This window comes from Lachnoanaerobaculum gingivalis (genome assembly GCF_003862475.1).
Lineage (GTDB): Bacteria > Bacillota > Clostridia > Lachnospirales > Lachnospiraceae > Lachnoanaerobaculum > Lachnoanaerobaculum gingivalis.
In genome coordinates this window covers 297,851-313,185 of the sequence record NZ_RRCO01000001.1, presented here as the reverse complement: position 1 = coordinate 313,185, position 15,335 = coordinate 297,851, and the positions used below count along the sequence as shown (strand labels likewise).

The following is a 15,335-nucleotide window of genomic DNA, read 5'->3' as shown; positions in this document are numbered from 1 at the left end:
ATAGATGAAAAACAGCTTATATATTTATCAAAACGGAGAATTGAGCAGAAAAGATAATACATTGAGGTTTACCGGAGAGGAAGGCGGTAAAAAGGATATACCTGTTAACAGTATTTCAGAGATCTATTTTTTCGGTGAAGATACTGTCAATACCAAGCTTATTACTTTTTTGGCACAGAATAATATAATGGTACATTTCTTTAATTATTATGATTTTTATGTATCAAGTCTTGTGCCAAGGGAAATGAAAGTTTCCGGGAAGCTGTTGGTTAAACAGGTGGAACATTATACGGATAAAGAAAAAAGGATTGAACTAGCAAAAGAGTTTGTAAAATCCGCAGGAAATAATATCTATAGAAATCTTCGCTATTACAATGGTCGTGGCAAGGATGTAAAAGATGCAATGAATGAAATAACATATTTGCTGAATGAAGTGGAAAAATGCGATAATATACAGCAACTGATGGGAGTTGAAGGAAATATTCATAAGATTTATTACAGTCAATGGAATGTAATAATAGATCAGGAAACAGATTTTACAACAAGAGTGAAGAGACCGCCTGATAATATGGTAAATACTTTGATTTCATATATAAACAGCTTGGTATATACAACAGTGCTTGGCGAAATATATAAAACACAATTAAATCCTACAATAAGCTATTTACATGAGCCGGGAGTCAGCAGATTTTCACTAAGCCTTGATATTGCAGAAATATTTAAACCTCTTATTGCAGACAGACTGATTTTTTCTTTATTAAACAAAAATCAAATAAAAGAAAAACATTTCTCGAAAGGGCTGGATTATCTGCATTTATCAGAACAGGGTTCTAAAATAATATTGGCAGAGTATGATAAGAGATTAAAACAGACCATAATGCATAAGGAACTTGGCAGAGAAGTCAGCTACAGATACTTAATAAGACTGGAATGTTATAAGATGATAAAACATCTGTATGAAGAGAAAAAATACGATGCTTTCGTGATGTGGTGGTAATTATGTATGTGATACTTGTATACGATATATGTAAAGAGGGTAATGGACAAAAAAGATGGAATAGGGTGTTTAAACTGTGTAAGCAAAACCTTGTGCATATTCAAAAATCTGTATTTGAAGGAGAAATCTCAGACTCAGACTTGTTTAAGCTTGAAGGATCAATCGAAAAGGAGATAGATAAAAGTACCGACTCGGTAATAATATTTAAGAGCAGAAATGAGAGGTGGCTTGATAAAAATGTAATAGGATTGCAGCAGGATGATCCGTTTATGATTTGATATCAATGCTGCTTATCATATCAATACAATTGTCGACCTATAATAGCCCAAAAATATAGGGGAATCGACAAATGTTATAAAACAAAGGTTTAGAGCAGTACATAGACAGTATAATTACAAGAAAATCATACTTTGCCGGCAGAAAAAATCGAGGTAGACAAAAAAGAGGGTTTTAAATGGCGCAAATAGGTGGTATGATAGGAGACGGATTGGAATATAACCAGAATGGAATGTAAAGGTAGAATAATCGGGCATCGTGCCTGCAAACTTTACTATTGGAATATAACCAGAATGGAATGTAAAGATGCCTGGATATCTTTTTGACTTTTTAAAAGAATATAATTGGAATATAACCAGAATGGAATGTAAAGTATCCTTGCTTGATATCTTTAATATTTTTTCCCATCTATTGGAATATAACCAGAATGGAATGTAAAGGAAGCTAAACAAAAGGAATGGAAAGAAGGGGTGTTATTGGAATATAACCAGAATGGAATGTAAAGGATAGCTACTTAATTCCCCTTGCGGTTCTGTAATCAATTGGAATATAACCAGAATGGAATGTAAAGTTAAGTAAAGTGTTTAATGTTATTAGAGGACTTGAATTGGAATATAACCAGAATGGAATGTAAAGTGGTTTCACTTACAAGCCTTAGCGTCTTATCGACTTCATTGGAATATAACCAGAATGGAATGTAAAGGTTATATCCATATGAGGGTAAGCACTAAACACTATAATTGGAATATAACCAGAATGGAATGTAAAGATGCCTGTTCTTGCTCTGAAGTCATTTCCGACTCTTCATTGGAATATAACCAGAATGGAATGTAAAGTCTAACTGTGTAATCCTTATTCTTCTCCATGTATTTATTGGAATATAACCAGAATGGAATGTAAAGATCTTGTAAATTGTTTGGGTGCAAAATGTAAGAACATTGGAATATAACCAGAATGGAATGTAAAGATATCTCCCCGAATTTCAGTCCGGTTATGTATCTATTGGAATATAACCAGAATGGAATGTAAAGTTTCAACTTCTTATCGACTATAAGCGATACAGTCGTCATTGGAATATAACCAGAATGGAATGTAAAGGGAGCATAGACAAAACTATAATCGGGAGCATTGCCCATTGGAATATAACCAGAATGGAATGTAAAGATACATCCAGTGATTGAAAATCAGCGTTTGTCATTCATTGGAATATAACCAGAATGGAATGTAAAGATCGGAATGCTTATGATACACGATGTATCGGTAAGATTGGAATATAACCAGAATGGAATGTAAAGGAGTTTAAGGGGCTTGCGCCCCTAAACTCTGGTATAATTGGAATATAACCAGAATGGAATGTAAAGATTAAGTTTTGTCTGAAAATAAAGGCATTTTCTTCATTGGAATATAACCAGAATGGAATGTAAAGGTTAAGCTGTTTAACATAAGTTTTGATAAACTTCTATTGGAATATAACCAGAATGGAATGTAAAGTTACTTTCTCCAATCAGGTAAAGAGCTGCTCACATCTTATTGGAATATAACCAGAATGGAATGTAAAGTCTTCTTAGCTTTATCCCCCAACTTGTCCAACTGAATTGGAATATAACCAGAATGGAATGTAAAGGCAGTAAGCAATGTTCACGCAATTATACATGATAAATTGGAATATAACCAGAATGGAATGTAAAGTTCGGTACTGATAGAGAGAGTCAGAACATGATGCATAAATTGGAATATAACCAGAATGGAATGTAAAGTCGCCTACAGCTGTGTCCTGCTCGGCCTTTGTAAGCATTGGAATATAACCAGAATGGAATGTAAAGGATACCGGAGAGACATTACCTACTAACCCTTGGACATTGGAATATAACCAGAATGGAATGTAAAGTTCGTGTACTCAAACATTGCATAATATCCAATTGTAATTGGAATATAACCAGAATGGAATGTAAAGCTACCATGCACCCTCCTTTTTACGCATTCAAGAATATTGGAATATAACCAGAATGGAATGTAAAGTCGATAAATGCCCATCTGCCTGCTATATGGCTATGTATTGGAATATAACCAGAATGGAATGTAAAGTTAAGAGTAACGGCAAAAATAATTATACTATATTCGCATTGGAATATAACCAGAATGGAATGTAAAGTTTGATACCCTCATCTCTTCCTCGATTTTTCCATATAATTGGAATATAACCAGAATGGAATGTAAAGAGTGTTGTCATTATCGGACCTACTGCACCAAATACATTGGAATATAACCAGAATGGAATGTAAAGATAATCGCCTATAATCCCGTAGCATTTTTTAATAAATTGGAATATAACCAGAATGGAATGTAAAGGAAAAAGTGAACAATGATAAAAATTTTATACCCCGTATTGGAATATAACCAGAATGGAATGTAAAGTCAAATTGTTGGAGGTGATTGTATTTTGCGCTGCATTATTGGAATATAACCAGAATGGAATGTAAAGTCGTGTAAACCAGTTTAAAGTCTTTGCAAGTACTTATTGGAATATAACCAGAATGGAATGTAAAGTTTAAATAACATTGAGTTTATGACAACGCTTAACACAATTGGAATATAACCAGAATGGAATGTAAAGCCGGAAAGCATTAAACTGAAATGTTATGATGACGACATTGGAATATAACCAGAATGGAATGTAAAGAATACTTTGATAAAGCAAATATCAATAAAAGTATCATTGGAATATAACCAGAATGGAATGTAAAGTTCCCTTGCCGCGAACTTTTCGCAATTAAGTTCCTATTAGAATATAACCAGAATGGAATGTAAAGGGGATAATACCCCTCTTCAAATCTTGTATGAATAGATTAGAATATAACCAGAATGGAATGTAAAGTACTTTCGCCCAAATCCGTTTGTTTTTCCTTTTCATTAGAATATAACCAGAATGGAATGTAAAGAATATAAAATTGCCCAATTGGGCAAATCGAATATTATTAGAATATAACCAGAATGGAATGTAAAGGAGGTTAAAGAAAGGAGATTTTAATGGACGAACGAATTAGAATATAACCAGAATGGAATGTAAAGTGATCTATTAAAAAATACTGGCCCATATTCTGAATTCATTAGAATACAACCAGAATGGAATGTAAAGAGCGTAAAATATTCATCTAGTAATTTTACTAAGTCAATTAGAATATAACCAGAATGGAATGTAAAGTTATATAAGGATACAAAGAATTTACATCATATACATCGATTAGAATATAACCAGAATGGAATGTAAAGTTCAATTAATAAAGAGTAGGAGGGGCTGAGGGGTTTAATTAGAATATAACCAGAATGGAATGTAAAGTATGTATAGCCTGATAGATGAAATTACCTTCTTAGCATTAGAATATAACCAGAATGGAATGTAAAGTAAGTCAAAGGAAATTTTGCCACTGATTGAAAGAATTAGAATATAACCAGAATGGAATGTAAAGTTCATTTCGTCAAGGCTTTTTGCTATGTCTTTGCGGTCATTAGAATATAACCAGAATGGAATGTAAAGTGCTGTATCCACCCTTCTTCTATGCTCTTCCCCTGATTGGAATATAACCAGAATGGAATGTAAAGAAGGCAAAACAGTAGACGTTAAAAGCGGTACTTATTATTGGAATATAACCAGAATGGAATGTAAAGTGATCAGGGGTAGGAAGATTTAACAACTCACCTGTGATTGGAATATAACCAGAATGGAATGTAAAGGAAGGAATTACGGCTAAAAGGCTTAACAATAAAGCAATTGGAATATAACCAGAATGGAATGTAAAGTCAAGTTTAGTAATGTTATATTCAGTACCATCTATATTGGAATATAACCAGAATGGAATGTAAAGTACTGAGGCAAGCTTTGAGGGAGCCGATTTGGACGATTGGAATATAACCAGAATGGAATGTAAAGTTTGATACGGTGGTTATAGATGAGCTGTCAAGTTTTATTGGAATATAACCAGAATGGAATGTAAAGGAGATTGCAGCAGAGTTGCAAAAGATGGGGGTAAAGATTGGAATATAACCAGAATGGAATGTAAAGTGCTGATACATTTAATGCTGCAGTATCTGAATATGATTGGAATATAACCAGAATGGAATGTAAAGTAGTCAATACTGATATAATTAAACTTTGCCATATCATTGGAATATAACCAGAATGGAATGTAAAGTCCACCCTGTGGTCTTATTTCCCTTTCCGGTCTTTATTGGAATATAACCAGAATGGAATGTAAAGCCTATTTACTTTCCCTCTAATCTCTCCTACAATCTAATTGGAATATAACCAGAATGGAATGTAAAGCAATTATATGCGTATAAAAAAAGAAAAGTTACTGTCATTGGAATATAACCAGAATGGAATGTAAAGTCACATCCACTTCTTATCTGCATTGTGACAGGAACAATTGGAATATAACCAGAATGGAATGTAAAGAATATAACCAGAATGGAATGTAAAGTTTTCAGATATAGATAATATTGTAGAGCCTGAGCTTAATTAGAATATAACCAGAATGGAATGTAAAGCTTGCTGTAAAAGTTCGCTACGGTGCGCAAGAATAAATTAGAATATAACCAGAATGGAATGTAAAGTTTTGATGTTTTTCTACTCTGTCAGGAGTTATACAGATTAGAATATAACCAGAATGGAATGTAAAGTTTCCAGTGCTGCCAATATAGCTTCAACCCTCTTCATTAGAATATAACCAGAATGGAATGTAAAGCTATCTGTCTTTTGCTTAAATCCTTCTGTAGTAATATTAGAATATAACCAGAATGGAATGTAAGGGATATTCGCCCTGCTCTGCAATGTAATTCAATTCGATTAGAATATAACCAGAATGGAATGTAAAGTGTTTAAGCGATACGGCTTTATTTGCTATTGTGTTGATTAGAATATAACCAGAATGGAATGTAAAGATGTTTGTAGCAATCAAGAATTGTTTATGCTCATTACATTAGAATATAACCAGAATGGAATGTAAAGGCTGTTGCTGAATCAACTCAGAAGCGCTGATCAAGATTAGAATATAACCAGAATGGAATGTAAAGACCGTATGGGATTAAGTCCTATGATGGTTATGCAAAATTAGAATATAACCAGAATGGAATGTAAAGGATATAACCTTATTACTAAGCAGGACGGTACTCAAAATTAGAATATAACCAGAATGGAATGTAAAGGAATCTAAGCGATACTCCAAACGGGTTATAATTATCATTAGAATATAACCAGAATGGAATGTAAAGGGGGTAGAGGTTCAACAAAGTTCTCTTTTGTATCTTTACATTAGAATATAACCAGAATGGAATGTAAAGTATCAATACTTAAAATGTGATTTGTTGCCAGTCTGCCATTAGAATATAACCAGAATGGAATGTAAAGTGATTATAAGTTGTCATTTATCTCCTCCTTTGCTCTCAATTAGAATATAACCAGAATGGAATGTAAAGAAAGTATCTGAGCAAGAATCCTTTTTCTTGACGATCATTAGAATATAACCAGAATGGAATGTAAAGTAGTTACCCGGATAAAAATTGTGAACCTCTATTATCATTAGAATATAACCAGAATGGAATGTAAAGCTAAATCAAGTTCCTGTAGTTTCAAATCAGTATGCATTAGAATATAACCAGAATGGAATGTAAAGAATGTAAGATTGCCAAATTGGGCAAATCGAATATTATTAGAATATAACCAGAATGGAATGTAAAGAAAAGTTGACGGAGTCATAACTGAATTAGGCCTGTACAGATTAGAATATAACCAGAATGGAATGTAAAGGTGTTTTTACAAAGAATTTAACAAAATTGTTTTTTATTAGAATATAACCAGAATGGAATGTAAAGTCAGGCAGAGAACAAGTCAAAAGATGAAGCACATGCAATTAGAATATAACCAGAATGGAATGTAAAGACTGTAACAGAAATTGTTTTATTATCTTTAGAATTATTAGAATATAACCAGAATGGAATGTAAAGACAATTTTTACAATCACATCTACTCTGTCTTTTAAATTAGAATATAACCAGAATGGAATGTAAAGGTACACGCCAACCGGAAAAGGCTACTTTGTACAGTCATTAGAATATAACCAGAATGGAATGTAAAGATCAGAAACGGTCATATATTTTAAATCCAGGTCGGATTAGAATATAACCAGAATGGAATGTAAAGTAAAGGGCTATGTAGAAAAAATAGAGACCGAACAATCATTAGAATATAACCAGAATGGAATGTAAAGGTGAACCGTAAGTATTTATATGATTAATTGCTTCATCATTAGAATATAACCAGAATGGAATGTAAAGATCACGCCTTCTAAGTTGAGTTTAAAAGTTAAGAATATTAGAATATAACCAGAATGGAATGTAAAGATGCTCTTATATCATCAAGAAAAGCCCAGTCTTCAAATTAGAATATAACCAGAATGGAATGTAAAGTGGACAGAGGCTCTAACATTGGAATAAGTCGGAATAATTAGAATATAACCAGAATGGAATGTAAAGGTCATGATAATGTAATTGGCTTGTATATCTTTGGTATTAGAATATAACCAGAATGGAATGTAAAGGATGAACAAGATAATTTCATCGTTGATGGCTTTCCAATTAGAATATAACCAGAATGGAATGTAAAGATAAATCGGACAACATTCCCGACTGAACATGTCCGAATTAGAATATAACCAGAATGGAATGTAAAGGTTAGATTATTAGACGTAATAGTATTTTGCGCTGCAATTAGAATATAACCAGAATGGAATGTAAAGGATATAAATAAAAAACAAAGGGGAACAAAAATGAAAGATTAGAATATAACCAGAATGGAATGTAAAGAAAATCATTCCGTAAATTATTCCTTTTTTTACTCATTAGAATATAACCAGAATGGAATGTAAAGTTACTTTATCCTTATCTATCATATGCTTCATGATTATTAGAATATAACCAGAATGGAATGTAAAGGTAATAGTTAATGCTATAAATGCTATCGGAGGTGTAATTAGAATATAACCAGAATGGAATGTAAAGATATCTATGTTTAAATCATCACCCATGGCACTTGTAATTAGAATATAACCAGAATGGAATGTAAAGCTTGATGATCTACCTGTTGCAAAAAAGTTATTACCAATTAGAATATAACCAGAATGGAATGTAAAGTTCTGATTGATTGTTCCCAGATTTACATCTGTAAAAGCATTAGAATATAACCAGAATGGAATGTAAAGATTGTATCGGCAATTTTAGCTTATAGCCGGGAAATTATTAGAATATAACCAGAATGGAATGTAAAGTCTGTTACCCAAATCCCAGATATACGGGACAAACGCATTAGAATATAACCAGAATGGAATGTAAAGTTGGCCTTTTCTGCTGCAATCTTTAATCTTGAGCTATTAGAATATAACCAGAATGGAATGTAAAGGTTTTTTATATGCAGCACATCTTCTTGCCTAAAAACATTAGAATATAACCAGAATGGAATGTAAAGTAGTTCCCATAATCTCTTTATTTCAGTTTCACTGAATTAGAATATAACCAGAATGGAATGTAAAGTCAACTACAAACCATCTGCCATCTGTATTTATCCATATTAGAATATAACCAGAATGGAATGTAAAGTTAGAAATATTGTAAATAAAGCATTTGCAAGTATAATTAGAATATAACCAGAATGGAATGTAAAGAGAGGCATGGAATATGATAACCGGAATATTTGGAAAATTAGAATATAACCAGAATGGAATGTAAAGATAGTAAAGAAATAGTAGCTTATCATGAAGATGAATTGGAATATAACCAGAATGGAATGTAAAGGATGACTCCGAATCAAGTTTCTGAAGCAAACTTTGCATTGGAATATATCCAGAATGGAATGTAAAGTATCGTTGATATCACTTGCAGCCTTGGCAACACTTATTGGAATATATCCAGAATGGAATGTAAAGTATTCCCAGTCTTGTATTGTTCGGATTGGGATGCCGATTGGAATATATCCAGAATGGAATGTAAAGTTACGATTAAAGCTGTTATCAGCAGAAGTATTACCATTGGAATATATCCAGAATGGAATGTAAAGGAAGAAATCTATGAAAAATTCTCACTAGATAGCCGCATTGGAATATATCCAGAATGGAATGTAAAGAATATCAACATTGAATTTTATAAAAAGGCTACTTCTATTGGAATATATCCAGAATGGAATGTAAAGGCAAGTAGGACAATACCAACCTGTCGTTTTGGTATCAATTGGAATATATCCAGAATGGAATGTAAAGTATAAGTTTCTTCCCCTTTTTCCTTTTGAGTTTTTGCATTGGAATATATCCAGAATGGAATGTAAAGAATGCCATTGCTACAAATCCTCCTATTGCACCTACATTGGAATATATCCAGAATGGAATGTAAAGGTTCCAAACATGCTTGCCGGCGAACACGGATATCTTATTGGAATATATCCAGAATGGAATGTAAAGCAGTACGCTAACTATGATAGCTATGTAGAACTTAACATTGGAATATATCCAGAATGGAATGTAAAGTTGTACTGCCATTTTGATTGATTGTGCCTAAGCTAATTGGAATATATCCAGAATGGAATGTAAAGACCCCCGTCCGACTTTGAAATTATCATTGATGACAATTGGAATATATCCAGAATGGAATGTAAAGTTGCGTCCAAGTGATTGAAAATACTGGTCTTTAATATTGGAATATATCCAGAATGGAATGTAAAGGGAGTTTCTTGAACTGGGAGCGATAAAGGTTAAGTCATTGGAATATATCCAGAATGGAATGTAAAGATTCGTCTTCTGCTGTTAGTGGCATAGAGGCACTTTCATTGGAATATATCCAGAATGGAATGTAAAGAACTTTCTAAAAGTAATTTTGAATTTGATTTTAACAATTGGAATATATCCAGAATGGAATGTAAAGTCATTCTATCATAGTTATCAAGATTTTGAGCCAATGCATTGGAATATATCCAGAATGGAATGTAAAGAAAGGAGGATTTTATGAAAAAGTACTTGCTTTAAAATTGGAATATATCCAGAATGGAATGTAAAGACAAGGTTAGTAAGATATTGCTGTAGCGTATTCAAATTGGAATATATCCAGAATGGAATGTAAAGTTAAGTTGGACTGTATCGCCTTTACCCTGTTAAACATTGGAATATATCCAGAATGGAATGTAAAGTACAATGATATGTAGCAAGTTTATAGATGTCTGTTAATGGTGCTATGAAATATAAAATTATTAATAGTTTTAAATATCTATAAAAATATTTTGAAAGGAGATTATAAGTGATTTTAGAAGGGAATGTAATCTTGGGAGTCTTAGTAAAAGATTTTCCTGATTTAGAACCGGAATCTTGTAGAAGTATGTATTATATGTGGAAGATAGATGTATAAATTATTATGAAAAGGAAGGTGATGTTGATTGAAAAGAATAGCTTTTTTCTGTATTCCTGCACATGGTCACACAAATCCGATGCTTCCTGTTGCAGCAAAGCTTGTTAATCGAGGAAATACAGTCAGGTTTTATTCATTTAATGAATTTAAAAGTAAGATAGAGGCAACAGGAGCCGAGTTTATATCCTGTGATTCTTATCTTGCAAAGCTTACAAAAAGAGAAGAGGTAGAGCTTAAAAATGTCTCTATCACTGAAATGACAATACAGGGTATTCGTACTACGCTTGCAATGGATGAGTTTTTGCATAATGAATTTTTGTCATTTAAGCCTGAGGTTATATATACGGACTCTATCTGCTTTTGGGGAAAACTTAATGCATGGAAGTATAGTGTGCCTATGGTTGTATCCACAAGTACATTTGCTTTTAATCAAATGTCTTCGCAGTATATGAAAAATTCGCTAAAAGAACTGGTGGATATGATTTTTGGACTGCCTAAAATATCTAAAGAACTAAGTAAACTCAAGCCTTATGGATATAATGTACAAAGTGCTTTATCTTTGGTTAAAAGTGATAATAATACAGATTCAATTGTTTATACTTCAAGACATTTCCAACCTTATGCAGAGAGCTTCTCCAAGCATTATGCTTTTGTTGGTCCGTCAGTTTTTTCAAAAGATGAGCCTGAGAAGGAAAAGCCAAGACCACTTGTTTACATTTCTCTGGGAACAGTTATCAATAACAGACCGGATTTTTATAGTAGATGTATTGAGGCTCTAAAAGGTCAGGATATAGACATAGTCATATCATGTGGTAATGTTATGGATCGAGAGTCATTGGGAATACTGCCTGAAAATGTTAAAGTATACCCATATGTTGACCAGCTCGGTATTCTTTCAAAGGCAGATGTATTTATCACTCACTGCGGTATGAACAGTGTTTCTGAGAGTCTGTATATGGCTACTCCGCTGGTTCTTTATCCACAGACAAGCGAACAAAGGGCTGTGGCAAGAAGAACTGCAGAAATAGGAGCAGGTGTTATGCTTAATAATTATTCTGTGCAGGGTATTCGTTTTGCCGTACAGGAAGTGCTGAATAATAGAGGTTATAGTATAGCGGCAAAAAATTGCAGTACAGATTTTCGTTCCTGTATTGGAACAACAGGAGCTGCGGAATTTATAGAAAACGCTCCCCATCCATCTGATGGTGTTGATGTATTGAGTGAATTAAATAAAGAAAATGGAAAGTTTCAACTTATATATTGGCTAAGTATTATAATACTGATTGCCTTTTTTGGAATGTTCATAAGCTGGAAATATATGTGGATTGTTAGTATTGTTGGTGTTATGCTGTCTTTACCGATAGGTAGGAGCGTACAGAAAAAACGGTACGATGCTATTATCAAAAAAATTAATGGAAAGAAAAATTATTGCTAAAAAGACTATGAGTAGGGTAGTACATATATTTTTAAAAATAAATACAGATTATATGTGAATGTAAAATGCTGAAATTAAAAATGTTCTGTCTGTATAATCTTAAAAAGAATATATAATCGCAATGTATTGCAAATTTTTAATATGTAATATTTATTAACGAAAGATATAAAACATTGAGAGAGCTATAGAAATAGATAAATTTTGGAATCAAAGTTTTAATTTTTTTACAGAGAGGTGTAAGGATATGAGTAACATTATTAGGGATATTAAGGAAAATTATTTAAAAATGGAAAGAGAGTTGGTAACTCAATTAAATTATGATGTGACCAATCATCAATTAACTGCCGGTTCATATCGTGAAGAAATTTGGGTAAATTTTTTCGGAAGGATAGTTCCTAAAAAATTCAATATTGCCCGCTCGGTGTTCATAATAGATTCAAATCAAAATGTTTCGAAGGAAGTAGATATAGCTATATATGATGAGCAATACACACCATATATATTTAATTACGGGCTAATAAAGTTCATACCTGTAGAAGCAGTGGCAGCAGTAGTACAATGTAAAAGTAGAAATTTAAATCCTGAAGATCTGGAAGAATGGGCAGATTCTATTGATGTTCTAAAAACTTCAAATGATTCAATCGTTAGATTGGCTACATATATTCATATAGGGAAACTAAAAGAAGACGGTAGTAAAAATAATGCTATTCAAACAGCGACAAGACCTATTAAGATATTATGTCATATACCTGTTGATGAAACAAATACGGATGATTCTAAAGGGCGAAATAAATTTGATATTGTTATTGAAGCACATCAAAATAGTAAATCGAATGAAAAACAAAATAAAGATGCTTCTGAAGAAACGTCATACGGCGGGAATCTGAAAATCACTTTTGCAGATAATGATTTATTTACAGTACTACAAAAATATAATCAAGCAGATAAGGACGATAGTTTAGAAACAAATGGTAAAAATTTTGAAAAATTAAAAGAAAGAAAAATAGGTGATTATAAGGTGGGTCATAAAACAAAGAAGTATACGCTACTTTCATTTATTTTTCAATTCAACCAAATATTAATGATGATAAATAATCCTATGTTTTTCCCACATAAGGCTTATGTAGATATGTTTAATAATGATATACAGGAGGAATAGGTTATGGATACTGCTATAGCGATAGTTGTTGAAAAAGTTCAAAGATATATTTTTCAGATGATTGATAAAAATCAAGCAGATGAAAAAACGCTTAGAAATATTATTTCGGCTTCAAATGATGTTTCAAGTAGTATTTTAAAAGAAATAGAGATTGAATTTAATCTTAATGATCAACAAGCGGAAGATAAAAATAAGATTCTTTGGATTTCCGGAAAAGTTGTTTTTCTAAGTAAACAACCCAAAGAAGAAATTAAAATTAAGTTGAAAAGACTGTATCAAAAGATTTATGCGGATTCTCAAGGTAATATTTTTATGAATTATGTAGATTTTTCCATTCATGATGATAAAAAGGATAATATGGAAATTTTAAGGAAAGCTGAACGTTTACTTAAAGAAAGTGCAATCAAATCGCAGGTTATAAAAGATAATAGCGAAGTGTTATTTAGCTTTAGAGAGTTGGATAGCAAATGCCCAAATCATCTGTTTGAAAATAAAAGAGAGGAAAATGTATTCTTGACTAATATGGATGATTTGGTTGTACTGGACGAAAATCATGAGATGGATAGTAGTGATGGGAAGATTGCTATTGTAAAGGCAGATATCAACAATCTTGGAAGTATTATGAAAGAAATCAATGATGATTATAATAAATATTTACAAGTAAGTAAGTTGTTGTCGGGGAAAATTTCAATAGATAACCTTAGTAAAATGATTATAAAGAGTAAAAAAATCGGAAAGTATTCAATAGAGAAAGAGAGTGAAAAAGCAGAGTCCGGAGAAATACTGAAAAAGTCAATACTTCCATTTTTTGTTGCAGGTGATGATATTTTTTACGCAGTGCGTATTAATGCTTTATTTGAGTCTATAAAATTATTGCATAATATGATTAGAGATATTAACCAAGAACTGAAGGAGATACAGGGTGAATCCGGGAAAATAGAACTGTCCATAGCTATAGGAGTGGTTTTTGTTAATAATCACCAACCTGTTAGATACTATAGTCAGATGGTGGAAAAGGAATTATCTGTTGCCAAGAAAAATATGAAAGAACAAAAATCTTTAAACTCAGTAGTTGGAATCAGTATGGCGGGGAATTTCTTTTATATTTATAAAGAGGGTTTAGGTCATGGTGAAAATGACGGTTTCTTTCGTTTTTGTAATGAAGTTGTAGAACTCAAAGAAATGATGGAAGAAAAAATATTTACAAGAACATCATTACATAATTTACTGATAAATTTGGAAACAGAAAAGGATAAGGACAAGCAGATGCTTTATGCCTTATATTATTTAAAGCCAAATCTTTGTACAGGAGATATCGGGAACGCTCAAGAAAATAAAGAACTGTATTTTAAATATTATTTATTATCTCATCTGGTAGAAGAAAAAAGAGATGAGAAGAATAAAAAAGAAAGATACTTTGTGCCTGAGAAAATTAATGATATTTTAATTCCGAAGTTAAAGCTGATATTATTGTTTTTAAAAGAACAATATTCAGATAAATTTGGGAAGACTAAAGTGAAAAAATATATTATTTCATCAGATAAAGGTGCTGCCACTGATCAAAAAAGAAGAATACGTTCTGTTATGTTCCATAAACCTATAAACTACTTACTGGATAAAGTATGCGAATATGATTCGATAGAAAAACTATTTATTAAAAAGATTTCTAAAGATAAAAAGCAACTATATATATCAGCACATTTTGAACCGACAATATTTTATAGGGCAAAAATGTTGATGGAGACTAAAAAAAGCAGCCAAGCATTAAGGATGATTATAAACTATAATCGTAGTTTTAATGAGAATAGTCAGGAAGAAATTGAAAACATTCATAGAATTAAATTTAATGAAAAAAAATTCGAGAAATATTTTAGCAAAATAAAAGATACAAAGTGGATTGATAGACTTATTCTTATATATAAATACAATGAACAAAGGATCATTCTAAAAACAGCAGAGAAAAATATTTAAGGAAAATAAAATGGTAAAAATATTTAAAATATCAGAAAAAGTAGTTTGTGGTATTGTTT

The 15,335-nt window shown here is 31.9% G+C and carries 5 protein-coding genes and 1 CRISPR repeat array; all 5 genes read left to right on the top strand.

Features of this window, described 5'->3' with window-relative positions:
* Nucleotides 1-4: 4 nt before the first annotated feature.
* On the top strand, nucleotides 5-997 hold the full coding sequence (gene cas1b / locus EHV10_RS01435; protein WP_128673093.1) for a type I-B CRISPR-associated endonuclease Cas1b: 993 nt from the start codon (nucleotides 5-7) through the stop codon (nucleotides 995-997).
* Between the two features lie 2 nt (nucleotides 998-999).
* Entirely contained in the window at nucleotides 1,000-1,275 is a 276-nt protein-coding gene (cas2, locus tag EHV10_RS01430; protein ID WP_009220017.1) for a CRISPR-associated endonuclease Cas2, read from the top strand.
* Between the two features lie 208 nt (nucleotides 1,276-1,483).
* A CRISPR array of direct repeats spans nucleotides 1,484-10,496; the repeat unit is 30 nt; unit sequence ATTGGAATATAACCAGAATGGAATGTAAAG.
* A 243-nt stretch (nucleotides 10,497-10,739) separates the two neighbouring features.
* Nucleotides 10,740-12,146 carry a macrolide family glycosyltransferase gene (locus EHV10_RS01425; protein ID WP_128673092.1) on the top strand — a complete coding sequence of 469 codons (1,407 nt, stop codon included), beginning with the start codon at nucleotides 10,740-10,742 and terminating at the stop codon, nucleotides 12,144-12,146.
* A 244-nt stretch (nucleotides 12,147-12,390) separates the two neighbouring features.
* Nucleotides 12,391-13,305 (top strand): DUF6602 domain-containing protein, encoded by a 915-nt coding sequence (locus tag EHV10_RS01420; RefSeq protein ID WP_128673091.1) that lies wholly within the window; start codon nucleotides 12,391-12,393, stop codon nucleotides 13,303-13,305.
* 3 nt (nucleotides 13,306-13,308) lie between these two features.
* A complete protein-coding gene (locus tag EHV10_RS01415; protein ID WP_128673090.1) occupies nucleotides 13,309-15,276 on the top strand; it encodes a Cas10/Cmr2 second palm domain-containing protein in 1,968 nt (655 codons plus the stop codon).
* The last annotated feature ends 59 nt before the right edge of the window (nucleotides 15,277-15,335 follow it).